This window comes from Pedobacter sp. SL55 (assembly GCF_026625705.1).
Classification (GTDB): domain Bacteria; phylum Bacteroidota; class Bacteroidia; order Sphingobacteriales; family Sphingobacteriaceae; genus Pedobacter.
Genome location: NZ_CP113059.1, coordinates 1,676,620 through 1,701,403 on the forward strand (window position 1 = coordinate 1,676,620; position 24,784 = coordinate 1,701,403).

A 24,784-nucleotide genomic window follows, 5' to 3' on the forward strand; every position below is an offset into this window, starting at 1 on the left:
CACTACTTCGTGGTTTAATACTTATCTCAACTACATTTCTATAATGATTTTAGTCTCCAACAATCGGCGCAGGCTCTTCGGACTTAAGAAAGCTTTGTTCGGAACACCTTTAATTTGTAATCCAAACTAGCGAAAATCATATTGTTATTCCCGTTTGGCTTTAGCCAACAGATTAGCGGCTATATATTAAGGCTTTAGCCACAGCAATTTGGCTAAAGCCTCTTTTTTATGATTTATGAACCTAAAGCAAACGGCAATAAGCCAACAGCACAAATACAATCGCAATAATAAAACCGAGCTATTTTTTCTTCATCCCCATATAATCTAAAGTTAAATTGCATAGAGATTTTACACCAAGGTTAAAACTGCTTTCGTCAATAAAAAAATCTGGAGTGTGATGAGAAGGAGCTTTAAGCGGATCTTGTCCTTTGGGCATTGCGCCTAAAAAGAAAAACAAGCCTGGTACTTTCTCTTGGTAGAAAGAAAAATCTTCGGCACCGGTAACAGGTGGTTTTAGCTTCACATTATCCGCTCCTGCGGCATATTGCAAAGTAGGCAACATTTTTTCTGTTAAAGCGATGTCGTTAAACGTTACGGGATAATGCGCACTATAGGGAATTTGCACTTCGGCTTTTGCGCCTGCGGCTTCTGCGGTTTTGGTGGCTATGGTTTTAATACGCTCAATGAACATGGTTTCATCATCTTTGGTAAAATTTCTAACCGTTCCTAGCATTTCTACTTTCTCTGGAATGATGTTAGACCTTACGCCACCTTGAATGCTGCCAATGGTTACCACACCCGGATTTTCAGTTACATTTAAGTTTCTGCTCACAATGGTTTGCAGGTTATTTATAATTTGTGCCGAAACCACAATGGGGTCTATGCTGCTCCACGGGTAGGCGCCGTGTGCTTGCCTGCCGGTAATGGTAATTTTCATGTCGTTTACTGCTGCCATGGTGCCGCCAGGTTTATAGGTTAGCTGGCCAACAGGTGTTTGCGAGTTAATGTGTAAGCCAAAAATCACATCCACTTTTGGGTTTTCTAAAACCCCTTCCTTTACCATCAGCTCTGCGCCACCTTCTTCGCCAACGGGTGCACCTTCTTCGGCTGGCTGAAAAATAAATTTCACGGTGCCTGCCAAATCCTTTTTCATGCCGGTAAGCACTTCGGCTACGCCCATTAAAATAGCCACGTGCGAATCGTGGCCACAGGCATGCATGGTTCCCACTTCTTGCCCGTTGTAAGTGGTACGTACTTTAGATGCAAATGGTAAGTTTACTCGTTCGGTTACTGGTAAACCATCCATATCGGCACGTAAGGCCACTACAGGGCCAGGTTTAGCTCCTTTTAAAATGGCAATCACACCGGTTTTGGCCACTCCAGTTTTTACTTCTAGGCCTAAAGATTGTAGGTGTTTGGCAATAATTGCGGCGGTGCGGGTTTCTTGGTTCCCTAATTCGGGGTGTTGGTGGAAATCTCTACGCCAATCAATTACTTTTTGGGTAATGGCCTCGCTACGCTTGGCTGCATCTGTTTTGAGGTTACTTTGGGCTGCGGCAAATAGGGGTAAAGCCGTAGTTAACCATAAAAATTTCTTCATGTAGTTTAGGTTTGTACACAAGATAGCTCATTTTAAGTACAGATGTATGGATGATTTCTATAAAGCACAAAAAAACTTAACTAAGCTTTGTGATTTGTCTTTAAAACAAACCACAAAGCTGTTTTCACTGCTAAAATAGGCCCTTTAGTCTGTCTAGCAAACCGCCACCTTCTTCGCCGTCTTTTCCACCTCCGCCCAATAGGTCTTTCACATCGTTAAAATCAAATTTGCCATCGGCACCGCCAAGTTTTCCTAAAATCTCTTGCAGGTCAAATGAGCTATCATTAGGGTCGGCGGTTTTATTGAAAAACTTAGACATTACCATTGGAATTAATGATGCGCCAATGCTTTTTGCCGTTTCGGCGTTGATACCCAGGGCGCCTAATTTATCGGTAAAGCTTGCTGTTATTTGTTCAAGCCCGCTGCCGTTACCGCCCTGTGTAAATGAACTGATTACGTCTCCAATGCCGCCAGAGCCAACTTTTTCTTTCAAAACATCTACAATAGAGCCAGAGGCCGCCTGTATTACATTTTCATTTTGCTCATTAGGTATCTGGGCGTTGTTAATTACCAGCTCTTGAGAATTTTCTCTTACTAATTGTTCTAAATTTTCTAACATAGGTTTTGTTTTTATTTACAAGATAGCTCATTTATGCCAAAAAATATACAGTTGATTTCTTCTATGTGTTATTTCCTTTAAAAAATCTACATCTGTGCATCTGTGGCGTTTTAATTTGTATTTTTACACTTCATAAAATATCATTATATGTTGCCAAAAATTAATTTTACCACTACTAAGGCCTATCAATATTTAGCCGATCATTATATCAACATTAACCAAACAGATATCAAATCGCTTTTTGCGGAAGATCCAGAGCGTTTCGACAAGTTTTCTATTTTGTTTGAGGATATTCTTTTCGATTATTCGAAGAATAGGATTAACGATGAAACCATGGCGCTTTTAGTACAGCTAGCCAAAGAATGTAAGTTGGACGAAGCTATTAAGGCGATGTATAGTGGCGAGAAAATTAATGAAACTGAAGGTAGGGAAGTGTTGCATATCGCCCTGCGTAACCAAAGTAATACGCCAATTTTGGTGGAGGGCAAAGATATAATGCCCGAGGTTAATGCAGTTTTGGCTAAAATGGAAAAGTTTAGCAATGCAATTATTTCTGGCGAATGGAAAGGCTACACCGGCAAAGAAATTACAGATGTGGTAAACATTGGTATTGGTGGCTCGGATTTGGGTCCGGTAATGGTTACCGAAGCCTTAAAGCATTACAAAACAAGGTTAAACCTTCATTTTGTATCTAATGTAGATGGCACGCATATTGCCGAAACGTTAAAAACGGTAAACCCAGAAACTACCTTGTTTTTAGTAGCTTCTAAAACGTTTACTACCCAAGAGACCATGAGCAATGCCAATACGGCACGTAGTTGGTTTTTAGCACAAGGCGCTAGCGAAGCTGATATTGCCAAACATTTTGCTGCTTTATCTACCAATGCTAAAGATGTAGCCGCGTTTGGTATCGACACGGAAAATATGTTCGAGTTTTGGGATTGGGTTGGTGGCCGTTATTCGTTATGGAGCGCCATTGGTTTGTCTATTTCTTTAGGTATTGGTTTCGATAACTTTAAACAGCTATTGGCAGGTGCCCACGCCACAGATCAGCATTTTGCTGCAACTCCTTTTGAGCAAAACGTTCCTGTTGTTTTGGCGATGTTGGGTGTTTGGTACATCAACTTTTTTGGTGCCGAAACACAGGCTATTTTACCTTACGACCAATATTTGCATCGCTTTGCAGCTTATTTTCAGCAGGGCGATATGGAAAGCAACGGTAAGTATGTAGACCGTAATGGCGATATTGTGATGTACGAAACTGGGCCTGTAATTTGGGGCGAGCCAGGAACTAACGGGCAGCATGCATTTTACCAATTAATTCATCAAGGTACTAAATTAATTCCTTCGGATTTTATTGCACCAGCGCAAAGCTTAAATCCAATTGGCGAGCACCATCCCATTTTATTGTCTAACTTTTTTGCACAAACCGAAGCTTTAATGAACGGTAAGGATGAAGAAGAGGTAATAGCCGAATTAACAAAAGCTGGAAAAACACACGAGCAGATTAAGCAATTGGCTCCGTTTAAAGTTTTTGAAGGTAACAGGCCAACTAACTCAATTTTATTGAAAAAGGTTACGCCTTTTAGTTTGGGAAGCCTAATTGCTGTTTATGAGCACAAGATTTTTGTACAAGGAATCATCTGGAATATTTTCAGTTTCGACCAATGGGGCGTGGAGCTTGGTAAACAGTTGGCACAAAAAATACAACCAGAATTGAAAGACAACTCAGAGGTTACGTCGCACGATTCGTCTACTAACGGGTTGATTAATCAGTATAAGAGCTGGAGATAAATAATTGATTGTGTCTTGTTTTCCATTGCGTATAGCTTAGATCTCTCTTTAAAGCCAATCCGTCGGTCTTTTCTGCCCTCATGCCGGGCATTGGCACTCCATTTTGAGCGACCAAAATGGAGGAAAAGTCGTCGGCTGCGCCCTTTGCTTTAAAGGAAATGCTAGAGCAAATACATCGTTTCCGCAAAGGCCAAGGCCGATTTAAGCTTGTTTAAAGGTTGATGCTAGGGCTTGACATAAAACCGAAGCCCCGGTAATTCACGTAGTTTAAGAAGAAATCTGTCGTTTTAACGTAATATCTTGGGGTTGGCAGATTTCTTCTTGTTTAAGTGTTGGTAGTGTTCGTATACCAGCCACTTTTTAGTCTGGTTTTAGTGTTTTACTGCAAGCTATCAATTTCTTTCATGTAAGCCAGATAAGCCTCTTTGTAGTTCATGTTTTTGTGTTCAGGTTTAGAGATAAAGGATAAGAAATCTTCTAAATCGGCTTCGGTAAAACCTAATCTTCTAAACAAGGCTTGGTCATTTGGCCAATTTTGAGGGTTTACTTTAATACTTGCCATTTGTTTGTAGAGCAAAATTCCTTTTCTAAACTCTGCATAGCCAATATTTTGCTTAAATGATCTTACTGCAGCAACCAAAGTTTTGTAGGTAACTGTGGTGTCTACGTTACTATCGCTCAAAATGGTATATAAAATTTGAGGCTTTAGTATTTCGATGTCCAAACTATCTAGCTCTACAAATTTTTTTAAGACATTGATATCCTTTACAAAAAGCGTATCGGTGGCTTTTAAGCGGGACTTTAAGAAGTTGGGTTGCTCGGATAGCAGATTGCTATCAACAGCTGCTTGCTGGGCAAGAGTAAAAGTACTGGATAGAAAGAGTAAGACAGTTGCTGAAAAAATTAAGTTATAGATAGGTTTCATTGTGGGCAAAGGTACATTTAAGCATTTAGGTTTCCCTATATAACGAAAAATCCCGCTAGTTAACCTAACGGGATCGTATTTTTCGTAATTAGAATGAGTTCGGGTTAAGCTTGAAAATGAAACTCTTTTAAAACAGTATTAAAAATGTCCTTTATTAGCTCGCTGCCGCTGGGCTCTTACTTTTTGACCGCAAAAAGTAACAAAAACTCTCGGTTGCTTATTTATTCAGTATTATTTTGTTTTCAATTGTTTTCATGCTTGCTTCGCAGGTTTCTTTCAAAGAAAGTTTACTTTGGCTTATTGCTGCAACCCGAAAAATAAGAGACCGAAAATTAGCTGAACGAAGGTTTGAAGCGCTATCGCTAGCGATAGTATTAATCTCCTTATCCCGACTCACGTTAATTAGCTTTCGGTGTTCCGTCGTCGTTTTTATTTACTACCGGACGTTTCTCGCCATTGGCTAGTTCCCAAGCGGTATAATAAACTAACTGTGCTCTTTTTGCCAACATTGGGAAATCGATTTTACTTACTTCGTCTCCTGGTTGGTGGTAATCTTTGTGTACGCCGTTAAAGTAAAAAATTACTGGAATACCATGTTTAGCAAAGTTGTAATGATCTGAACGATAATAAAAACGATTAGGATCAGTACGGTTGTTGTACTTTTCGTCTAAAACAATGTTTACATAATCCGTATTTGCTTTTTTACCAATTCTATCCAAGTCGTCGCTAAGCATGTTAGAACCAATAATGTAAACAAAGTTGTTATCGCCTGGGCGGTCATCATCGCCACGACCAATCATATCAATATTTAAGTTGGTAATGGTGTTTGCCAAAGGAAATACCGGATGGTCTGAATACCACTCAGAACCCCAAAGCCCTTTTTCTTCGCCAACCACTGTCATAAACAAGATGCTGCGCTTAGGGCCTTTGCCCGCTTTCTTCGCCTTTGCAAAAGCTTCTGCCAACATCAATACGCCTGTGGTTCCAGAACCATCATCATCAGCGCCGTTGTTTACTTTGTCGGTTGCATTTGGATCTTGTACTAAACCAATGTGATCGTAGTGGCCAGTTACTACCAATACTTCATTTTTAAGCTTAGGATCAGCACCTTCTAAGAAACCTAAAACGTTATCTGCTTTGATGTCTTCTTCTACTAATTTAGCGGCAAAGGCAACAGGAGTTTTGATTGTTACCGTTGCTGGTTTCAAAGTTTCAGTAATTTTCTTCTTTACATCAACTAAATTAGTATTGGCCTCTGCTAAAATTTGGTTGGCTACGGCAGTACCCACAACCACTACAGGTAATGTATTTGAATTTTTAGCTTCATCTTCCCTTTTAAGCCAGCTACACCTTCTGCTAAATATGCTTTGGCCGCATCAGTAAGGTTATCTACTCTCTCGTTAATTACCAAAACGCCAGCCGCTTTATGGTCTGTTAAATATTTGATTTTCGCTTGTTGGCTGCCCACACTACTTGGTGCTCTTCTGCCCTGTGTTGGTGCAGGAGCTTTTGCGGTTGGATCGCCGGTAGCGAAAATTAACACTACTTTGCCAGCCACGTCTATGCCTGCATATTCGTTAAAATCATCTTTATTTAGGCCATATCCAGCAAAAATGATTTCGTTGGCTTTTACGTTAAAACCACCAGCGGGGGTGGTTTGAGCCATTACGTAATAATCTTTTAAGTTTTCTTTAGTTTGCGCTCCTACGCTTAGCGTAACGTCTGCTAATTGCTTTGAAGAAATACCAACAGGTTGCAGGTATGGGTCTTTGCTGCCTTTAACTGGGCCTGTTAAACCAAAGCTCTGGAATTGTTTCTTGATGTATTCGGCTGCCATCCAAGCGCCTTTTTTACCAGTTTCGCGGCCTTCGTACTCATCAGATGCTAAAATAGATAGGTGCTGGTAGGCCCTTTCTTTATTAACGGGCGCACTAAATTTGATGGCGTTTTTATCTTGCGCCATTGCACCAAAACTAAGCGCCAAAGCTAGTGAGGTGTAAACAAATTTTTTATTCATTTTTATGTTATTGTTAGTTGTTGGTGTTAGGGATTAGGTGTCAGGTGTTAGGGATCAGGTATTAGGTATCAGTTGGTAGGTATTAAGTATGAAGTATCAAGATTTTGTCTTAGCGTTGTTAGTGCTGACACCTTAGCAAGATATTTTGTTTACCCTGTTGGCGTGCCTGCCGCCTTCAAAAGGGGTTGCTAAAAAAGTAGTCACCATTTCTTTTGCCAATTCTGGCGCTACAAAACGTGCCGGGATACAAATTACATTGGCATTGTTGTGTTGTCTTGATAATTTAGCGATGTCGGTAAGCCAAGCAACGGCAGCTCTAATGCCTTGGTGTTTATTTGCGGTAATGGCTACGCCTTGTGCACTGCCACATACTAGCACGCCAAAATCGGCTTCGCCTTTTTCTACTGCGCTAGCTACTGGGTGTGCAAAATCGGGATAGTCTACCGAGTCTAATGAGTGTGTGCCGAAATCGGTTACTTCATGCTCGGCCAGAAATTCTTTTAAGATCTCTTTATACTCGAAACCTGCATGATCGGCCCCGATGGCTATTTTTAATTTTGCTGAAGACATATTCAAATTTATATAGAATTATGCTAATGATTGGTAAATATTTTGTTGCCTTTTAGGTTATAAGTAATAGGTTCTAGGTGATACGTTATAAGTGATGAGTTCTAGGTAATAAGTTTGAACGCGGTACCGCCTATCATGTAAGACTTTGAACCTATTTCTTGTAAAATGCTAGTTCTGCCTTTTGTTTTTTCTTCTCGATACGGGCAGAGATCATGATACTCAATTCGTATAATAAGAATAGCGGGAAGGCCACAATAAGCATGGTGTACGGATCGGCAGTTGGTGTTACTACAGCGGCTACAATAAGAATGAGTACTGCGGCATATCTTCTGGTAGAGCGCATGAACTTTGGTGTCATTATGCCCAACTTAGACAGGATGTAGATGATTACCGGCAATTGGAAGATGATGCCAGAGCCCAATGCCAGGGTTAAAACCGTAGATAAATAAGACGAGATGGTAAAGGTGTTCTCGATACTGGTATCTACTGTATAATTAACCAAAAAGTTGATGGATAAGGGGCAAATGATATAATAACCGAACAATAAGCCTAATGCAAATAATACCGAGGCAAATGCCACAAAACCACTTGCCGATTTGCGTTCGTTCTCTAAAAGCGCAGGTTTAATGAACAACCAGATTTCGAAAAGTAAGTAAGGCACACCCAATATGATACCAGCCATAATGCAGGAGTTCATTTGCAGGGTAAATTGGCCAGACATTTCGGTGTTGATGATTTTAGCTTTGATATCGGTAATGCAGAACTCGTTTCCTATTGAGGGAAAAGCCTCTACCAATTTACACATCATGCGGTAGGTCCAAAAATCAGCGTTTTTGGGTGCCATTATTACATCGTGCCAAATAAAATCGGTAAAGTAAAAGGCTACTATTACCAATAAGGTAATTACGGCTAAGGCCCTTAGCAAATGTTTGCGAAGTATGTCTAGGTGGTCGAAAAAAGACATTTCTGCCTCTAGGTTTTTCCCTTTGTTTTTTATTGAATCGATTAAATCTTTCGCTTTGTTGCTGCTCATTTTTACTATTTGAAAAACAAAAATACCATTCTATTTGGTTTGATAGGTATTTACGGTTAAATTCTAATAAAAGATTTACTTAGTTGTGAGTGGGGTGGTGATTTGTTTTATCTGGTAATTCGTTGATTTGTGTATGTGGCAGTTTGCGCTATTGATGGAAATGGTGGGTTGCGTCAATTATTCGTTGATTTGTTTTATTTGGTAATTCGCTGATTTGTGTATGTGGCAGTTTGCGCTATTGATGGAAATGGTGGGTTGCGTTAATTATTTAGGATCAAGCAAATAATCTGGGGGGCTAGAAAGATTACGCATATATTTTGGCTAATCTGTACATAAAGAATTCAACATTTCTGACTCCTCTGAATTGAGTTCTTAGTGCTTTGATTTTAGCATTGAACGATTCTGCAGAAGCATTTGTATGCCTGTTGTCAAAGTAGTTCAGGATGGTGTGGTAGTGGTTCTGTATGGTTCTTGCCACGGTTGAAAATGCTTTTATGGCTGATTTTTCAACCTCATCATACCATTTGGCGAGCCTGGTAAAACCGATGCCCTTCTCCTTTGTGTTTGAAAAGATATGAGACAGTTTCCTGCTCAGCCGATAGGCTTTCTCTAATAAGGGATACCTGGCAAACAGCAGCTCTGACCTGTGCTGTTGGGAAGCTGTCCAGTTTGTTTCATCTTTAAATAACAGGTGCCTGCTACGGGCCAGTAATTGCTTTAAACTATCTCCGTTTTCTAATATATCAGGCACATGGGGATGGTTTAGCTGTTTTGCCAGCTCCATTTCACTGTTTTCCTGATCGATAGCTTCCCATCGGTATTGAATGCGGATTTGTTGAACAGCATCTGCTGCAAGCTGCTGCACGTGAAAGCGGTCAGATACCAGTCTTGCCTTGGGGAAGGCACGCCTGGCAATACGCTCCATCGTTGGAGCCAGATCCAAAGTAACCTCCTTTACTTCTTTACGAAGACGATAGGGAATGCGTTCAAGTATAGCAATCACCTGATCGCTGATGGTTCCTTTTACCATAGCCAGTAAAGCACCCTTTTTCCCCTTTGCATCCTTATTGGTGAGTACCGTATAGAGTTCTCCCCGGGACAGGCATACTTCATCCAGGCTTAGGTATTCTCCAATATTTTGTTCGAATAGAACCCAGTGGCCTGCATGAGAACGTTGGTCCCAGTCCATGAAATCACTTAGGTAACGAATATATTGTTCCTGCAACCGCCTGCCATCAAGCCCATACAGCTGACCCAATAGTTTGCAGCTGATAGGATGGTTATCGATCAAATTCTTTTAAAAAAGCAGCGAACTCTGCGGTTAAACGCGTGCCCTCTGCCACCGTATTCCATGAACTGTAAACGGATCAAGCAAATAATCTGGGGGGATTCATTTAGATTTTTATTTTTGTTGTTCACTCTTGATTTATTTTTTTGGAACAGCAGGAACTACTCAAACTACTTCTACCGACAGAACTTATCGAACATTTTGACCTTATCCGCATCGAACCGATGGAAGATGGTTATCATTTATTTCTTGACCAGCATAATATTCCACCTGCGGAATTTGCCAGCCACAAGTTGGAATCCAAAGGATTTTTAGATCAGGCAATTATCCGTGATTTTCCCTTGCGTGGCAAAGCCTGTTTCCTTCATCTTCGCCGTCGCAAATGGCATGACCATGATACCGGCGAATCCGTTTACAGTTCATGGAATACGGTGGCAGAGGGCACGCGTTTAACCGCAGAGTTCGCTGCTTTTTTAAAAGAATTTGATCGATAACCATCCTATCAGCTGCAAACTATTGGGTCAGCTGTATGGGCTTGATGGCAGGCGGTTGCAGGAACAATATATTCGTTACCTAAGTGATTTCATGGACTGGGACCAACGTTCTCATGCAGGCCACTGGGTTCTATTCGAACAAAATATTGGAGAATACCTAAGCCTGGATGAAGTATGCCTGTCCCGGGGAGAACTCTATACGGTACTCACCAATAAGGATGCAAAGGGGAAAAAGGGTGCTTTACTGGCTATGGTAAAAGGAACCATCAGCGATCAGGTGATTGCTATACTTGAACGCATTCCCTATCGTCTTCGTAAAGAAGTAAAGGAGGTTACTTTGGATCTGGCTCCAACGATGGAGCGTATTGCCAGGCGTGCCTTCCCCAAGGCAAGACTGGTATCTGACCGCTTTCACGTGCAGCAGCTTGCAGCAGATGCTGTTCAACAAATCCGCATTCAATACCGATGGGAAGCTATCGATCAGGAAAACAGTGAAATGGAGCTGGCAAAACAGCTAAACCATCCCCATGTGCCTGATATATTAGAAAACGGAGATAGTTTAAAGCAATTACTGGCCCGTAGCAGGCACCTGTTATTTAAAGATGAAACAAACTGGACAGCTTCCCAACAGCACAGGTCAGAGCTGCTGTTTGCCAGGTATCCCTTATTAGAGAAAGCCTATCGGCTGAGCAGGAAACTGTCTCATATCTTTTCAAACACAAAGGAGAAGGGCATCGGTTTTACCAGGCTCGCCAAATGGTATGATGAGGTTGAAAAATCAGCCATAAAAGCATTTTCAACCGTGGCAAGAACCATACAGAACCACTACCACACCATCCTGAACTACTTTGACAACAGGCATACAAATGCTTCTGCAGAATCGTTCAATGCTAAAATCAAAGCACTAAGAACTCAATTCAGAGGAGTCAGAAATGTTGAATTCTTTATGTACAGATTAGCCAAAATATATGCGTAATCTTTCTAGCCCCCCCCAGATTATTTGCTTGATCCATTATTTGCTCTTTGTTTGGTGTTTTTGGCCATAAAAAAACATCAACCTTGTTTAGTGATTGATGTTTAATGTAGCCCGTAGGGGAATCGAACCCCTGTTTCCAGAATGAAAATCTGGCGTCCTCACCCCCTAGACGAACGGGCCATTTTATGTGGCTTTTGGCCTAATGGTCTGCAAAAGTAGGAGTTTAATATTATTTTGTCAAGAGCAATTTTTAGAATATTTTGATTGTTGATTTTTGGGGGTGCTATACTGGTGCCATGCCTTGGTTGGGTATGGTTGTTGGATCATTGTTGATGAGTTGATTTGGTTAAAGCGTTCTGTAAACTGCAGAACGCTTTATCGATTTTATATACAGGTTTTTTGCACTAACTCGATATCTATGCCTGTGTACTCAGAAAATTCGGTAAGGGTAACGTACTGGTCTTTTCGCTTGTTCATGGCGTCTTTAATGGTTTGCAAGAGTTTTTGTGCATGGCGAACGCTCTTGCCTGTAAGGATACTTACGTCTTTTGGATAAATACATGCTCTTTTCATGCTAGTTGATGTTTTTTATGCCCCAGCAGGTGGTGCTGGAAAGTATGGGTGTTGCTAATTGTTATGCAAGCATAATATGGTACTCTCGTTGTACTCTATCCCTACTTGAAACCTAGCTTTAACCTAAACTAAACCTACCTGAGCATGGTGTATAAAAAAGGGGTTAATTATAGTTACTCTAAGATAGAGTTGGTTTTTCTTGTGTGCAAGGTCATTTTGTGCACATTTGCGCAGTTTTTAACAGAATAGGGTGTTTTGCGAATAATGCGAAGTTTGAGGTTTAGGATGAACTAGTTTTTTCTTGTTCTTTTGGCTTGAACCAAAAGTTAACCAACCTGAGCGCTAGCGAAAGCTTGGCTGCCTATGAAAATAAAAACTAAAAAGGCATGATATTGTGTTCTTTTGGCTTGAACCAAAAGAACCAAAAGTTCAAGGCTTCCGATATTTTGTTGCAAATCCACAAGCTGGGCTATTGATGCGCAAGAAAAAGGAGCGTGAATGTTGGAGTGGTATTTTGAGTTGGTAAAACGCTCTGCTTTCTTGCTTGTGGGTGTGAGCTTGAACGTTAATGCGATGCCCTGCTTGGTCTTTCCTTCCAAAATTTCGGAGGCCGGGGTGGCGTTCTTGGGAATGGAGGTGGTGTTTGCACAAGCCATGTCCCCCTTTGGAGGGGGTTGGGGGAGGATTGTATGTCTGAATGTCTCTTCAATTTCGGAATTTGCTCTTTGGAGAGTTTAAGTCTTTGATGTTTTTTAGCCTCATCCCGATTTTATGCGGGACAGGTTTTGCGGCTGGCCTAGTTCTTTTGGTTTGAACTAAAAGTTAACCAACCTGAGCGCTAGCGAAAGCATGGCTTCCTGTGAAAATAAAAACTAAAAAGGCATGATATCGTGTTCTTTTGGCTTGAACCAAAAGAACCAAAAGTTCAAGGCTTCCGATATTTTGTTGCAAATCCACAAGCTGGGCTATTGATGCGCAAGAAAAAGGAGCGTGAATGTTGGAGTGGTATTTTGAGTTGGTAGATCGCTCTGCTTTCTTGCTTGTGGGTGTGAGCTTGAACGTTAATGCGATGCCCTGCTTGGTCTTTCCTTCCAAAATTTCGGAGGCCGGGATGGCGTGCTTGGGAAAGGTGGTGGTTTTTGCACAAGCCATGTCCCCTCCGATGTATCGGAGCAGGCTCTTTGGAGAGTTTATTCCGATGTAATCGGAAGGGTTGGGGGAGGAATGGTAACCGTTTTTTATTTTTTTTAGCAGTAATAAACTTTGTCTTGATACAAAGTTTGACAAAAATCAAGGCTTGCACTTTTTCTTGAATTAAGCTGCCAACACATCTATAACGCAAGAAAAAGGCGTTTACTTCCCGCATGGCTATTGTTCACGCTGCTTTCTTGCTTGTAAGTACTATGTGTAAGTTAGTGCAAATGTGTTTAGCGCTTTCTCCTGCGAAAATCTGCTAGGCCGGGATGGCGTTCTTGGGAATGGAGGTGGTGTGTAATATCTGCTCCTTAACCGTCATCTCGACGATCCGTAGGAAGGAGAGATCTAGCATGATATATGAATGACGGCTAAATTGGGTATTGATGATTTCTTATGTGTTCATTTTAGGCTGTTTGGTGTGCTTTTGCGCAGGATGTGTTGTTTTGCGAAGGGGCTTTTTTGTGAAGTATGGAATTTTGTATCGATGTAAATGCAAATATTATGGCACATCAGGACAGTTTCATTAAATTAAAAGGAAGGATCGGGGATCTGACTTTTTACAAAACCAAAAGTGGTTACCTCGCTAGAGAAAAAGGCGGAATTGATGGTAACCGCATTGCCAATGACCCTAGGTTTCAACGTACCCGTGAAAACGGTGCGGAGTTTGGCAGGGCTGGCAGCGCCGCTAAATTGTTGAGGGATAGCTTAACGAGTATCATCAGCAATGGCAAGGATAGCGCCATGAGCAATCGGCTGACTAAGTTGATGCTGAAAGTGGTACAGGCAGATGCCATTAACGACCGTGGTATGCGTATGGTGCTGGATGCGGAAACGGAAATGCTGAAAGGCTTTGAGTTTAATGCGAATGCGCAAATTAATTCGGTGCTCTCGGTTACTATCACCTCTAATATTGACCGTGCCACGGGAAGCTTAAAGGTAGAACTCCCAGAATTTGACCCAAGGGTGTTTGTGAAGACGCCACAGGGTGCTACGCATTTTCAATTTAAGGCGATGGGCCTGGCCTTGAATTTTAGCACTGGCGCCAAGGAGCTGAATTTGCAAATGGGTGCTTTGCAACCGCTAGATGCCATAAGCACGGCATTGAGCTTGGATTGTGACTTAACTGCCAATGCTAGCGATCCTCTCTTTTTGGTGTTTGGCGTAGAGTTTTACCAAATGGTAAATGGCAAAAATTATCCTTTAAACAATGGTGCCCATAATGGTGTGTGCATCTTAAATGTGGCTGGTATTTAATGGAGCTGGTGCTAAAAAGGCAGTATTACGCCGAGGGCTGTAATGGTGCGATCTTTTTAAATGGTACGCAAATCTGTGAAACAATTGAGCTGCCGTGGCGCAATAATAAACGCAGTGTTAGCTGTATCCCAGAGGGTAGGTATAGGTTGGTAAAGCGCTATCACCACCAGCGTGGCGAGCATTTGATGTTGGCCAATGTGCCGCAAAGGGAACTGATCTTGATACACCCCGCCAACTTTGCGCTGCGAGAGCTACAAGGTTGCATTGCTCCGGTTACTAAATGTACTGGCCCCGGTAAAGGGGATTATAGTAGGGTTGCGCTGGAGCGCTTGCAGGGGGTGGTATATCCGGTTTTGGATGATGGGGAGGAGGTGTGGTTAAGGGTGACAAGTGTTTCATCGTAGCGAAAGCACTAATTCATTTCCGTCATTGCTGCCTGTACCAACTATTCGGAAAACGGAAGTGTTAGAATTGGAGAAGGAGATGCAGTCTTTTTGATAAGGTTCTTAGCCTCATTGCCGGCGGGGCTAGTCCTTTTCTCTTGAAAGAAAAGTACCAAAAGTTCAAGGCTGCATAAAATCTTCCTAAAAGCTGGAAGCCTTTAGCTAAATAAAAAGAACTCGCTACGCTCAGACAGCTTTTTATTCTTAACGCTAAGGCTTCCGCTTTCTTAACGTTGATTTGATGAGGCCGGGATGGTGTTCTTGGGAGTGGTGGTGGTTTTATGCACAAGCCATGTCCCCCTTTGGAGGGGGTTGGGGGAGGATCGTACAACTAACTGCACATCTCCTTAATTCGAAGCAGGCTCTTTGGAGAGTTTATTCCGGTGTAATCGGAAGGGTTGGGGGGAGGATTTATCCTTAATTATTTATGAAAAAAGTAAATATTGACATGGTTTTACCGCCTTCGGGGAAGTGGGGTGCCTAATGGGTTGTCTCTTTTACTTTTGTCTTGATACAAAAGAAACAATCTTGAGCTTTAGCGAAAGCATGAATACCATTGAAAACAACTACAACTGATGAATAACATCAAGGCTGCATAAAATCTTCCTAAAAGCTGGAAGCCTTTAGCTAAATAAAAAGAACTCGCTACGCTCAGACAGCTTTTTATTCTTAACGCTAAGGCTTCCGCTTTCTTAACGTTGATTTGATGAGGCCGGGAGGGCGTTCTTGGGAATGGTGGTGGTTTTATGCACAAGCCATGTCCCCTCCGATGTATCGGAGCAGGCTCTTTGGAGAGTTTATTCCGATGTAATCGGGAGGGTTGGGGGGAGGATTTATCCTTAATTATTTATGAAAAAAGTAAATGTTGACATGGTTTTACTCGCCTTCGGCGAAGTGGGGTGCCTAATGGGTTGTCTCTTTTACTTTTGTCTTGATACAAAAGAAACAATCTTGAGCTTTAGCGAAAGCATGAATACCATTGAAAACAACTACAACTGATGAATAACATCAAGGCTGCATAAAATCTTCCTAAAAGCTGGAAGCCTTTAGCTAAATAAAAAGAACTCGCTACGCTCAGACAGCTTTTTATTCTTAACGCTAAGGCTTCCGCTTTCTTAACGTTGATTTGATGAGGCCGGGATGGTGTTCTTGGGAATGGTGGTGGTTTTTGCTCAAGCCATGTCCCCTCCGATGTATCGGAGCAGGCTCTCTGGAGAGTTTATTCCGGTGTAATCGGAAGGGTTGGGGGTAGGATTTATCCTTAATTATTTATGAAAAAAGAAAATGTTGAAATGGTTTTACCGCCTTCGGGGAAGTGGGGTGCCTAATGGGTTGTCTCTTTTACTTTTGTCTTGATACAAAAGAAACAATCTTGAGCTTTAGCGAAAGCATGAATACCATTGAAAACAACTACAACTGATGAATAACATCAAGGCTGCATAAAATCTTCCTAAAAGCTGGAAGCCTTTAGCTAAATAAAAAGAACTCGCTGCGCTCAGACAGCTTTTTATTCTTAACGCTAAGGTTTCCGCTTTCTTAACGTTGATTTGATGAGGCCGGGATGGCGTTCTTGGGAATGGTGGTGCTGGAGTGTAATTTATGAAAAAAGTAAATGTTGAAATGGTTTCACCACCTTCGGGGAAAGGTTGGTGGCCAAAAGTTAAAAATGTGGTTAAAAAGGTTGGCGCTGTGGCGGCTATCGTTGTGGCTTCGCCGCTGAAATTGCCTAAGGCTGTAAAGGGTGTTGCGCAATATCTTGCCTTACTGGCGGGGTTAGTGGAGGCTAGTAAAGACCAAAAGGATGAATAGTATTAGGAGTGGAACGCTTGCTGGTGCTACATTGAGCATCTTGCATCTTTTGCCTTGGGATAAGTTGCTAGAGACGGTCTTTTTAGCCGCAGTTGGCGCTAGTGCCAGTTTTTTAGTGAGTAGGTTGTGGCATCGGTTTTTTAAGCCTAAGTCGTAATTTGAACGGGTATCGTGAGGAACGGTACCCGTTTTTTTTGTTTTACTTTACTTTACTTTTGGCTTGAACCAAAAGTAACAAAAGTTCAAGGCTGCCGATATTTTGTCGCAAATCCACAAGCTGGGCTATTGATGCGCAAGAAAAAGGAGCGTTAGCGTTGGTGCTGTATCTGGGTTGGTAGATCGCTCTGTTTTCTTGCTTGTAGGTGCAACCTCTAGCGTTAATGCGATGCCCCGCTTGGTCTTTAATCCAAAATCTCGAAGGCCGGGATTAGGTGCTTTGGAATGGAGGTGGTTTTTGAAAGGTGTTGTTTTTTTACTTTGTTTTTAATTGATAGGAGGTATAAACTTTGTCTTGATAAAAAGTTTGACAAAAATCAAGGCTTGTATCTATTTTGGTAAAAATTCGTCGAACCACTCTCGAAAATAATTTAAGGTTTTACCCTGTACTTTGGCCACCACACAACTGAAAATTATTTTGTGTAATGCGATTTGAGTGGAACTACAGGTGGTTTCAACGATTTTCCCTCAAAATATCTACTAGGCCAATCCGTGCTTGGCTAAGGTTGTACCATTGTTTGAGTGACAACCAGACCTAATACTTAATTTTTGTTTTACTTTTTTATTAGTTGGGACTTTAAACTTTGTCTTGATACAAAGTTTGACAAAAATCAAGGCTTGTATCTATTTTGGTAAAAATTCGTCGAACCACTCTCGAAAATAATTTAAGGTTTTACCCTGTACTTTGGCCACCACACGACTGAAAATTATTTTGTGTAATGCGATTTGAGTGGAACTACAGGTGGTTTCAACGATTTTTCCTCAAAATATCTACTAGGCCAATCCGTGCTTGGCTAAGGTTGTACCATTGTTTGAGTGACAACCAGACCTAATACTTAATTTTTGTTTTACTTTTTTATTAGTTGGGACTTTAAACTTTGTCTTGATACAAAGTTTGACAAAAATCAAGGCTTGTATCTATTTTGGTAAAAATTCGTCGAACCACTCTCGAAAATAATTTAATGTTTTACCCTGTACTTTGGCCACCACACACTGAAAATTATTTTGTGTAATGCGGTTTGAGTGGAACTACAGGTGGTTTCAACGATTTTCCCTCAAAATATCTACTAGGCCAATCCGTGCTTGGCTAAAGTTGTACTTTTGTTTGAGTGACAACCAGACCTAATACTTGATTTTAATGCTTTTGCCCTAGGTACAGGTGCTGAGATTTTGTCGCAAATTCACAAGCCAAAATCTCGAAGGCTGGGAGGAGTGATTGGGAATGGTAGTGGTTTTTCACTGTTGTGCGCTATATGACCTATTAAGTGTTAGCTGAAATGTATGGGTTATCTCTTGAGCAAACCTATGCCTTGAATGGATATCGTGATTAGTGATATCTGTTTTTACCTGTTTATTGGTATTTACCAAATACTTAAAGCTCAGTAAATTTGTTTTGAACCATTAAAACTCAAATCATGAAAAGAATTTTATTTTTCCTTGTGATATCAGGAATGCTTGTAGGGGGTTCCCACGCTCAACAACAAAAAGATGATATTGAAACTTTTGAATTGAAAGAGATTGTATCTTTAATTAACAACAGTTTAGAAAAAGCTTCAAAGGAACTTGATGTTAGCATGCAGCCAAAGTTGCAATCTGCGGAGATTACGTTAAGCACCATTTACAATAAGACTGGCGGTGGCGGCTTTAAGATTATTGCTAAAGCTTCAAAAAAATGGCAATTAGAAAGATCAACTACATTGACCTTTAGTTATGAAAAAAATAATAATAAAGGGTTGCTGACACTATCATTTGAAGTTCATTTAAAGGATGCGGTTGTGGCTGCTTCGCAACAATGGGCAGGTGCTAGCACTGGGGTTACAGGTCTATCTAAAAAAGAATTCTCGGTAGAGTTATCTTTTAGCCTAAAGAAATCGGGTTCGGGAGGCGTAGAATTTGAAGTTTGGGGAATTGGTATTGATGCATCAGTAGATGTAGATAAAACTGTGGCTCATAAAGTAAAGCTTACTTTCAAATAATTTTTAGATTAACAATGTGTACGGCAAAGGGTAGAGTGATGAACTGTACCTGTTTTTTACATTGCTTTTTTCATTAGAGGTAGGCGTTTTTAATTGTATTGATATCTTCGATGGTTTTCAAGAACTCAGCTTTTCAGCTTCGGTTTAAGAATGCTTCTCAGTTTGGCTTGAGCCAAAAGTGACAAAATCCCGATAACTATCCTATCATTAAACGTTGTACTTTTTCTTGAATAAAGCTGTTTGTTAAACAAAAGGAAGGTTGATTTGTTAAGGTAATGATGTTATATTCCAATAGCAAAACAGTAAAGCATTGGTTTGTAATAAGTTTAAATTATTTTTGTTAATAAAAAAATGTACGTACATTTGCATTGCTCATTCTGCCATACTCGGAGAAAGGAGTTTCGAAGCCCGATACATCACGAAATGTACCGGGCTTTGCGGTTTAAAGTACATTACTTAGTTTTTTCTTTAGCTTGTTAAGAATTTGCTTTTTACCCCCTGGTTGGTTTAAATGATAAGCCGTAAGCAAATAATAATCCATGCCACTACGTTGTGGCTCTAGGATGATTACATATTCTTGCTCTACATCGTAAATATAGGTTCTATTGATGCTTTTGCCGTTAACCCTGTCTTCGTAGCTAAATACTTCAATATTGCCCACTTTTCTCTCATCAATATGATGTTTGATCCAATGTAGTCTTTGTGAACGAGCCAATTCAAAACTTCTTGTACCAGTTTTTTTACCTTTATTATCAAGGTCATCAACAGTAGTTAAGTGCCTAAAAAGTAACTCCATAGCAGAAACTCCTTCTTCCTTTTTTAAAGGTCTAATTTGTTTGGCTCTAAATTTAAAGGATGTATTTTCCTCAATATTATTTTTAAAAACACCTAACAGTGAAAGTGTTCTCTGTTTCTCGTTTAGCTGTACAATTTCTAATAATGCAGGATATACTTTGATAAGATTTAAGGGCATGCCGAATTATTTGAGATCAATAAAAAAAGATTAAATTTTGTTGAATCTTTAGTTGTGGAATGTGTAAGTGGAGATTTGCTATGCGCTTGAATCTTCTCGATGATCTTATTTTTTGCAATAACGGTGTTGTGCCCTCTCAAATGATAGCCAATAGCTCCCATAATTACGTCAGTAAGTTGCATTAATTCGCTTTCATGAGATTGTATGGTATGTAAGTTTCTTACAGCAATAAAATTAAGGTTTAAGTATTTCTTTAGGCTGGCGGCTTTTTTGTAACTCTGCGTATCCTTAATATCAAGATATATATTGTAACTATGCTCTGGAAAAATTTTCTTATTTAATAGTTGATAATACATTTTGTCGTAAAAATCATTATGGCTCTGATTAAATTCAGCATGCTTCAATTTTGATTTATCTATAACAATAGCTCTGAATTGCAAATCAGTAGCAAAAAAATATTCAATCAATTCACTATAAAAGGGGTATTGAGATTTTGAAAGACTGCTCCACTTAATTTCACCCTTAATGAAATGCTTCAGTTTAATTGCCCTGATATTATTGCTGTGTAATTTTACTTGATTGTAAGCGCAGCTGATGTAAGAAATGAGCATAAATGGAAAAGAATCATTTTCCAAATGGCAGCTCTCATCACAGTAAAAATTATAAGTCTTGTTTGGCATATTTACGAAGATAAAATTCTAATTATTATTTATTTGAACAATGATTAGAATAAATTGAAATTCAATACTTGTAGTGCTCTTTGTAAAATCTCGAATGCTGGGATTTTGAACGGTAGTGGTTTAGGTTAGTGTTCTTAATCGATATATTTTAGGATTAGGTTGGATGGTTGTTTTTCCGTAAAATATTTATCTTAGCCTTATCTAATTAATAGTGACTTGCAAAACCCAACGCTCCAAAAATACGCCAAAGCCTTTGCCAAACTCAAACGAGGTGGCACCAAATACGGTGCGGCACCGCATAAACCTATCTTGCTGTTAAGCATCATTGAACTCATAGAAAAAGACATCGTAACCGATAACCGAGTAGGGGTAGATGCCCAACTGGTAGGTACCTTTAAAGAGAACTGGCTCTTGCTGGTAACTACCGCACATCAAGAAGATTTTACACAACCTTTCTATTACCTACAAAATGAAAAGATAGCAGGCCAAGGCTATTGGTTTTTACAGCCTATGCTGGGCTGCCAAATTAATGCCCATATCAAATCGGTAAGTGTATTGGCTAGCGTTTGCGAATTTGGTTACTTGGCAACAGATTTATGGCTCTTGTTAAACGATGCGGTAAGCCGAAGCTATTTAAGGCAGGTATTGCTTGATACCTATTTTGCAGCAACCAAAAATAACCTTCTCAATGCCAAACAGCAGGGACAAGGCTATTTGAACGACCAAACTTCCGATCTGCTCGAAGAACCCGAAGCAAAATACAAACACATCAGCAAATACACAGAAGAGGATGTTTTTGTGCGCAATGGCCTGTTTAAACGCCTAGTGCCCAAACTTTACCAGCAGCAGTGTAGCTTTACAGGTATGAGCTTAAGTAGCATGTACAAGCATAGTTTTATAGATGCCTGCCACATTGTACCTTTTAGCCGTACCCAAAACGATAGCGTTACCAACGGCATTGCGCTTTGCCCTAATATGCACCGTGCTTTTGACCGTGGCTTGCTCAGCATAGATGAAACCTACCGTATTTTAGTTTCCGAACATTTAACGGAAGATAAAAAACATCCTTATGCGCTTAGTGCATTAAAGGGACGACCAATCCTATTGCCGCAACAACAAAACCACTACCCAGCGCAGGAAGCTTTGGCTTGGCATAGGAGTGAGGTGTTTAAAGGATAAATCCAGATGTTTAAAGTAATTAAATTAATATGGAAAGACCCCGTTTGGAGTAAACTGATCTCCGTTGGATTGTTGGCCATTATAGCATTGGTCTATAACTTTATATCAGGATTTTATAACTTTTGGGCGAAAGGAATTGAAAGTCTAAGCTTAGTAAATTACTAAGTCCAGTAAACTTTAATCTACTTTTAATCGTTATTGAACTGAGCTAAATTATTATTAAATTTAAGTTTATTACCTTTGCTCTATGCTTACTAAAGCAACGCAATCTTCCGCCAATCTCAATTCATTAGCCAAATTAATCTCTAATGCTGGCTTTAAACGTCTTATGCAAAATGATGAGCATAGGAAGTATGCTAGGCAAATGAAATCCCTGCTTAGTAAGAATGGTGCTGCTATCAAAGATAAGTGTAGTATTAAAGACCTTATCCAGTTTTCTTACGATTACCTGTTGGCAAATTATAGACATGAATATGTTTATAAGAGCGCATTGCTAAACACATTCATTCTAAAAGATCATTCGCTTTCCGATACCGTATTGCTAAACGAATTTAAAATTGGGAATTCTAAAGCTGATACCATTTTAGTTAATGGTACTAATAAAGTTTTTGAAATTAAAACGGAATTGGATAGTCCAGCTAGATTAAAAAGCCAGTTAGATGACTATTACAAAGGTTTTTCAGAGGTTTATTTGTTGGTTCATCACTCTCTAGTAGATAGATATATGGGGGTAGTAGATCCGCATGTAGGTATCATGGCATTTTCTCCATTAAATGAGATAGAAGTAGTTTATAGGGCAACTCCAGATAATTCAAAACTGGATTATGCCACTATGCTGAGATCTTTGCGTAAAGACGAATATTTAAGTGTGATTAAAAATTTAATAGGTTACGTGCCAACTGTCCAGCCTATCCGTTTATTTAACGAATGCCTTGAAATTGCCAAATCTTTTGACGCAGAAACAGTACAAGCTGAATTTTTGAAGGTAATTAAGTATCGCATAAATGATGAAACAAATTTAGTTACTACTAAGGCTAATTTGCCAGATTATATAAGACTAGCTTGCTATCATGCTAATTTAACTGAAAATGATTATCTTGCATTAACAAAAAGATTAAATAACCAAATCTAGTTAATGCCATGTATCTACCCTATCTCAGGGGCAAACAGTTTGAACTCTTAGCGCTGCGAGAGCTTTCTTCGCTACCTATAGACCCATCAAAAATTTCGCCCATTATTGAACCCTTAAAAAAAGAACTAAAAAGTGTTGAAACTGCCATTAGGGCGTTACACCGCCAGCAGGTTAACGTGCAACTAATTGTTAGTCCAGAACACGGCGATCTAAAAAGGACTTTTCAACCAGTTGTTGATCTCATTAATCGTTTAATTGGCGTGGGCGTAGATAACATCACGCCAACCTTTTTAATTAATGGCGAGCGTGATTTTCAACTCTTTAATGCAGTTGCGAATGCCGAAGATTATGTAACCAGTGGTTATTCCTTGGTGCACCTTAACCAAGTACATAGCAGTACTGAACTGAAGCAGCTCGCTAATAGTACCAACTTAAAGTATAACCTTATCCATGTAAACCACCTAATTTCTATGCGAAGGGGTTTTACAAATGGTAACTTAGGTTTTATAGCCGACCCTTTTGTTAGGCAGAAGCGAAATGCGGACTATGAACATTATGATGATGAGTTTTTTTCCAACGATTATTTCTACTATACACAAGAGGGCTTTTCCGCATTTGCAGATTATTTAACCATAGGCGCCGAATTTATAGAAGGCGGTATGCTACCTTATGCGGTGGTGATACACCTAACCTATAAAGATAGGGGAAGTGAAGATATTAGAATTAAACATTTCCTTTCTGATAACAATTTAGACGCAAGTGATACCGCAGGTAAATTTGGGGAAGCATTAGAAAAATTAATCGCCTTTGTAGATGCGGAAGGTATCAATACCATAGCAGTACAGCACTTTAGAGATTATCATGCAAGAGGTGCTTTTCCTGGTTTAGGTGTAATTAAGAAATTATCAATTATGCACCACATAGAACTGGTGCAAAGTCTACTTCCTTAGTTTCTGCTATGAATTGTTGTGCAAATTGCTTTTCTGATCAAGGATTGAAAAGCAGAATTCAGGCAATGAATTGGGATTTTGGTAAATGTAATTTCTGCGAAAGTGAAGCTGAATTCATTGTGCGATGTGAAGATTTAGCAGTACATTTCGATCCATTATTTGAGCTTTATGTTAACCATGCAGAAAATAGTCATTCGTTAAATCCCGATAGAACGTATCTTTTGGATGAGCATTTACAATTGTATTGGAGCAAACTCTTTAATACCAAGTTGCTAAAAGCAAAAGACATTAAGCATCTCATCAATCAAATTGGCAGAGGCGGTGGTTTCTTTTCAGAAGCTTTGTTTGAACAGCCCGTAGAACTCAAGGTATTAATGGAGACTGAACTAATGCCTGCCTTGGATTTACAGCTCAAATGGCAATCCTTTTCTGATGAAATCAAAGAAAAGAATAGGTTTTTCCTCAGTGAAAAAATAGATACAGATGAGTTGCAATCTATTTTTGAACGTTTAGCGGTTACTTATCCAAAAGATACTACATTTTATAGGGCACGTATTTCCGATGAACCACTTCCTATTGCCCAACTCGGTAAACCGCCGCAAAAAAGTACTACACCTGGCAGGGCCAACCCAGTAGGTATTCCCTACCTATACGTTTCAGAAAGTGAAAAAACAACCCTTTACGAAACGAGGATTGCACTACATGAAGGTATAACCATTGGTAAGTTTGTTGCGAAAGAGCCGCTGAATTTAGTCTCTTTAAAAAACATAGCAGATTATGGGCCATTTGAGATTTTAGATAGGGGCTTTTCATTAGAAGAGTTTATACAGTACCGACCTTATCTACAAAGCTTAGAACACGAATTGTCTAAACCTGTACGCAAGCAAGATGTACATTTAGATTATCTGCCTACGCAATTTCTTTGTGAGCTGATTAAATCATTAGGTTTTGATGCCGTAGAGTATAAAAGTGCCATGCATGCCAATGGATATAATTTAGCAGTATTTAATGATGAAAAACTAGAGTGTTTAGATGCTAAATTCTATACGGTAAAAGATTTGGAATATAAATGGGGGTAAATAGGAT

At 39.9% G+C, this 24,784-nt stretch carries 25 protein-coding genes and 1 tRNA gene; 12 read left to right on the forward strand and 14 right to left on the reverse strand.

Annotation, left to right across the window (positions count from 1 at the left end; all coding sequences use genetic code 11):
- Positions 1-298 precede the first annotated feature (298 nt).
- Together OVA16_RS07635 and OVA16_RS07640 are read right to left on the reverse strand one after the other, a co-directional pair.
- Entirely contained in the window at positions 299-1,600 is a 1,302-nt protein-coding gene (locus OVA16_RS07635; protein ID WP_267764633.1) for an amidohydrolase, read from the reverse strand.
- 130 nt (positions 1,601-1,730) lie between these two features.
- Complete coding sequence (locus tag OVA16_RS07640; protein ID WP_267764634.1) at positions 1,731-2,219, reverse strand: hypothetical protein; 489 nt, start codon at positions 2,217-2,219, stop codon at positions 1,731-1,733.
- A 147-nt stretch (positions 2,220-2,366) separates the two neighbouring features.
- Between OVA16_RS07640 and pgi the strand changes: the two genes are divergently transcribed.
- The gene (pgi, locus tag OVA16_RS07645; RefSeq protein WP_267764636.1) at positions 2,367-4,013 is read left to right on the forward strand and encodes a glucose-6-phosphate isomerase; all 1,647 of its coding nucleotides are present in this window, start codon (positions 2,367-2,369) and stop codon (positions 4,011-4,013) included.
- A gap of 379 nt (positions 4,014-4,392) precedes the next feature.
- On the opposite strand, the gene OVA16_RS07650 is transcribed toward pgi, so the two are convergent.
- From OVA16_RS07650 to OVA16_RS07675, 6 genes are all read right to left on the reverse strand, one after another.
- Entirely contained in the window at positions 4,393-4,938 is a 546-nt protein-coding gene (locus OVA16_RS07650; protein WP_267764638.1) for a hypothetical protein, read from the reverse strand.
- A 398-nt stretch (positions 4,939-5,336) separates the two neighbouring features.
- Positions 5,337-6,233 carry a M28 family peptidase gene (locus OVA16_RS07655; RefSeq protein WP_267764640.1) on the reverse strand — a complete coding sequence of 299 codons (897 nt, stop codon included), beginning with the start codon at positions 6,231-6,233 and terminating at the stop codon, positions 5,337-5,339.
- A complete protein-coding gene (locus OVA16_RS07660; protein ID WP_267764642.1) occupies positions 6,233-6,955 on the reverse strand; it encodes a hypothetical protein in 723 nt (240 codons plus the stop codon). Before OVA16_RS07660 ends, OVA16_RS07655 begins: the two co-directional genes overlap by 1 nt.
- Before the next feature lie 132 nt (positions 6,956-7,087).
- Positions 7,088-7,525 (reverse strand): ribose 5-phosphate isomerase B, encoded by a 438-nt coding sequence (gene rpiB / locus OVA16_RS07665; protein WP_267764643.1) that lies wholly within the window; start codon positions 7,523-7,525, stop codon positions 7,088-7,090.
- Positions 7,526-7,676: 151 nt separating this feature from the next.
- Positions 7,677-8,558, reverse strand: coding sequence for a twin-arginine translocase subunit TatC (gene tatC, locus OVA16_RS07670; RefSeq protein ID WP_267764645.1), 882 nt, complete (start codon positions 8,556-8,558; stop codon positions 7,677-7,679).
- Positions 8,559-8,862: 304 nt separating this feature from the next.
- The gene (locus OVA16_RS07675; RefSeq protein WP_267758925.1) at positions 8,863-9,816 is read right to left on the reverse strand and encodes a transposase; all 954 of its coding nucleotides are present in this window, start codon (positions 9,814-9,816) and stop codon (positions 8,863-8,865) included.
- Between the two features lie 176 nt (positions 9,817-9,992).
- Here OVA16_RS07675 and OVA16_RS07680 point away from each other — a divergent pair, with 176 nt between their 5' ends.
- Positions 9,993-10,340 (forward strand): transposase, encoded by a 348-nt coding sequence (locus OVA16_RS07680; RefSeq protein ID WP_267761642.1) that lies wholly within the window; start codon positions 9,993-9,995, stop codon positions 10,338-10,340.
- Between the two features lie 22 nt (positions 10,341-10,362).
- The gene (locus OVA16_RS07685) at positions 10,363-11,316 is read left to right on the forward strand and encodes a transposase (RefSeq protein ID WP_267758925.1); all 954 of its coding nucleotides are present in this window, start codon (positions 10,363-10,365) and stop codon (positions 11,314-11,316) included.
- A gap of 107 nt (positions 11,317-11,423) precedes the next feature.
- Here OVA16_RS07685 and OVA16_RS07690 read toward each other — a convergent pair.
- The 4 genes from OVA16_RS07690 to OVA16_RS07705 all read right to left on the reverse strand — a co-directional run bounded on the left by OVA16_RS07690 (position 11,424) and on the right by OVA16_RS07705 (position 13,041).
- Positions 11,424-11,496, reverse strand: a tRNA-Glu gene (locus tag OVA16_RS07690).
- A gap of 204 nt (positions 11,497-11,700) precedes the next feature.
- On the reverse strand, positions 11,701-11,889 hold the full coding sequence (locus tag OVA16_RS07695; RefSeq protein WP_267764646.1) for a hypothetical protein: 189 nt from the start codon (positions 11,887-11,889) through the stop codon (positions 11,701-11,703).
- Between the two features lie 326 nt (positions 11,890-12,215).
- On the reverse strand, positions 12,216-12,545 hold the full coding sequence (locus OVA16_RS07700) for a hypothetical protein (protein WP_267764648.1): 330 nt from the start codon (positions 12,543-12,545) through the stop codon (positions 12,216-12,218).
- Positions 12,546-12,711: 166 nt separating this feature from the next.
- Positions 12,712-13,041 (reverse strand): hypothetical protein, encoded by a 330-nt coding sequence (locus OVA16_RS07705; protein WP_267764650.1) that lies wholly within the window; start codon positions 13,039-13,041, stop codon positions 12,712-12,714.
- Between the two features lie 513 nt (positions 13,042-13,554).
- Between OVA16_RS07705 and OVA16_RS07710 the strand changes: the two genes are divergently transcribed.
- From OVA16_RS07710 to OVA16_RS07730, 5 genes are all read left to right on the forward strand, one after another.
- Positions 13,555-14,340: a hypothetical protein gene (locus OVA16_RS07710; RefSeq protein WP_267764652.1), complete on the forward strand. Its 786-nt coding sequence runs from the start codon at positions 13,555-13,557 to the stop codon at positions 14,338-14,340.
- Positions 14,313-14,744 (forward strand): DUF5675 family protein, encoded by a 432-nt coding sequence (locus OVA16_RS07715; RefSeq protein WP_267764654.1) that lies wholly within the window; start codon positions 14,313-14,315, stop codon positions 14,742-14,744. Before OVA16_RS07710 ends, OVA16_RS07715 begins: the two co-directional genes overlap by 28 nt.
- 1,638 nt (positions 14,745-16,382) lie before the next feature.
- Positions 16,383-16,592: a hypothetical protein gene (locus OVA16_RS07720; protein WP_267764656.1), complete on the forward strand. Its 210-nt coding sequence runs from the start codon at positions 16,383-16,385 to the stop codon at positions 16,590-16,592.
- A complete protein-coding gene (locus OVA16_RS07725) occupies positions 16,585-16,749 on the forward strand; it encodes a hypothetical protein (protein WP_267764657.1) in 165 nt (54 codons plus the stop codon). Before OVA16_RS07720 ends, OVA16_RS07725 begins: the two co-directional genes overlap by 8 nt.
- 1,474 nt (positions 16,750-18,223) lie before the next feature.
- The gene (locus OVA16_RS07730; RefSeq protein ID WP_267764659.1) at positions 18,224-18,784 is read left to right on the forward strand and encodes a trypco2 family protein; all 561 of its coding nucleotides are present in this window, start codon (positions 18,224-18,226) and stop codon (positions 18,782-18,784) included.
- Between the two features lie 442 nt (positions 18,785-19,226).
- On the opposite strand, the gene OVA16_RS07735 is transcribed toward OVA16_RS07730, so the two are convergent.
- Positions 19,227-19,757, reverse strand: a complete 531-nt coding sequence (locus OVA16_RS07735; protein WP_267764660.1) for a hypothetical protein — start codon at positions 19,755-19,757, stop codon at positions 19,227-19,229.
- Complete coding sequence (locus OVA16_RS07740) at positions 19,748-20,437, reverse strand: DUF3800 domain-containing protein (RefSeq protein WP_267764662.1); 690 nt, start codon at positions 20,435-20,437, stop codon at positions 19,748-19,750. The genes OVA16_RS07735 and OVA16_RS07740 overlap by 10 nt, the downstream gene beginning before the upstream one ends.
- 216 nt (positions 20,438-20,653) lie before the next feature.
- Here OVA16_RS07740 and OVA16_RS07745 point away from each other — a divergent pair, with 216 nt between their 5' ends.
- The 4 genes from OVA16_RS07745 to OVA16_RS07760 all read left to right on the forward strand — a co-directional run bounded on the left by OVA16_RS07745 (position 20,654) and on the right by OVA16_RS07760 (position 24,777).
- On the forward strand, positions 20,654-21,616 hold the full coding sequence (locus OVA16_RS07745) for an HNH endonuclease (protein WP_267764664.1): 963 nt from the start codon (positions 20,654-20,656) through the stop codon (positions 21,614-21,616).
- A 247-nt stretch (positions 21,617-21,863) separates the two neighbouring features.
- Positions 21,864-22,748: a sce7726 family protein gene (locus tag OVA16_RS07750; RefSeq protein ID WP_267764666.1), complete on the forward strand. Its 885-nt coding sequence runs from the start codon at positions 21,864-21,866 to the stop codon at positions 22,746-22,748.
- Between the two features lie 8 nt (positions 22,749-22,756).
- Positions 22,757-23,698: a sce7725 family protein gene (locus OVA16_RS07755; protein ID WP_267764668.1), complete on the forward strand. Its 942-nt coding sequence runs from the start codon at positions 22,757-22,759 to the stop codon at positions 23,696-23,698.
- 44 nt (positions 23,699-23,742) lie between these two features.
- The gene (locus OVA16_RS07760) at positions 23,743-24,777 is read left to right on the forward strand and encodes an RES family NAD+ phosphorylase (RefSeq protein ID WP_267764670.1); all 1,035 of its coding nucleotides are present in this window, start codon (positions 23,743-23,745) and stop codon (positions 24,775-24,777) included.
- Positions 24,778-24,784: the final 7 nt, after the last annotated feature.

Bases quoted from the DNA above. Each gene is read 5' to 3' on its own strand.
- OVA16_RS07635 (WP_267764633.1), bottom strand. From the start codon at position 1,600: ATGAAGAAATTTTTATGGTTAACTACGGCTTTACCCCTATTTGCCGCA.
- OVA16_RS07640 (WP_267764634.1), bottom strand. From the start codon at position 2,219: ATGTTAGAAAATTTAGAACAATTAGTAAGAGAAAATTCTCAAGAGCTG.
- pgi (WP_267764636.1), top strand. From the start codon at position 2,367: ATGTTGCCAAAAATTAATTTTACCACTACTAAGGCCTATCAATATTTA.
- OVA16_RS07650 (WP_267764638.1), bottom strand. From the start codon at position 4,938: ATGAAACCTATCTATAACTTAATTTTTTCAGCAACTGTCTTACTCTTT.
- OVA16_RS07660 (WP_267764642.1), bottom strand. From the start codon at position 6,955: ATGAATAAAAAATTTGTTTACACCTCACTAGCTTTGGCGCTTAGTTTT.
- rpiB (WP_267764643.1), bottom strand. From the start codon at position 7,525: ATGTCTTCAGCAAAATTAAAAATAGCCATCGGGGCCGATCATGCAGGT.
- tatC (WP_267764645.1), bottom strand. From the start codon at position 8,558: ATGAGCAGCAACAAAGCGAAAGATTTAATCGATTCAATAAAAAACAAA.
- OVA16_RS07695 (WP_267764646.1), bottom strand. From the start codon at position 11,889: ATGAAAAGAGCATGTATTTATCCAAAAGACGTAAGTATCCTTACAGGC.
- OVA16_RS07700 (WP_267764648.1), bottom strand. From the start codon at position 12,545: ATGGCTTGTGCAAACACCACCTCCATTCCCAAGAACGCCACCCCGGCC.
- OVA16_RS07705 (WP_267764650.1), bottom strand. From the start codon at position 13,041: ATGGCTTGTGCAAAAACCACCACCTTTCCCAAGCACGCCATCCCGGCC.
- OVA16_RS07710 (WP_267764652.1), top strand. From the start codon at position 13,555: ATGGAATTTTGTATCGATGTAAATGCAAATATTATGGCACATCAGGAC.
- OVA16_RS07720 (WP_267764656.1), top strand. From the start codon at position 16,383: ATGAAAAAAGTAAATGTTGAAATGGTTTCACCACCTTCGGGGAAAGGT.
- OVA16_RS07725 (WP_267764657.1), top strand. From the start codon at position 16,585: ATGAATAGTATTAGGAGTGGAACGCTTGCTGGTGCTACATTGAGCATC.
- OVA16_RS07730 (WP_267764659.1), top strand. From the start codon at position 18,224: ATGAAAAGAATTTTATTTTTCCTTGTGATATCAGGAATGCTTGTAGGG.
- OVA16_RS07735 (WP_267764660.1), bottom strand. From the start codon at position 19,757: ATGCCCTTAAATCTTATCAAAGTATATCCTGCATTATTAGAAATTGTA.
- OVA16_RS07740 (WP_267764662.1), bottom strand. From the start codon at position 20,437: ATGCCAAACAAGACTTATAATTTTTACTGTGATGAGAGCTGCCATTTG.
- OVA16_RS07750 (WP_267764666.1), top strand. From the start codon at position 21,864: ATGCTTACTAAAGCAACGCAATCTTCCGCCAATCTCAATTCATTAGCC.
- OVA16_RS07755 (WP_267764668.1), top strand. From the start codon at position 22,757: ATGTATCTACCCTATCTCAGGGGCAAACAGTTTGAACTCTTAGCGCTG.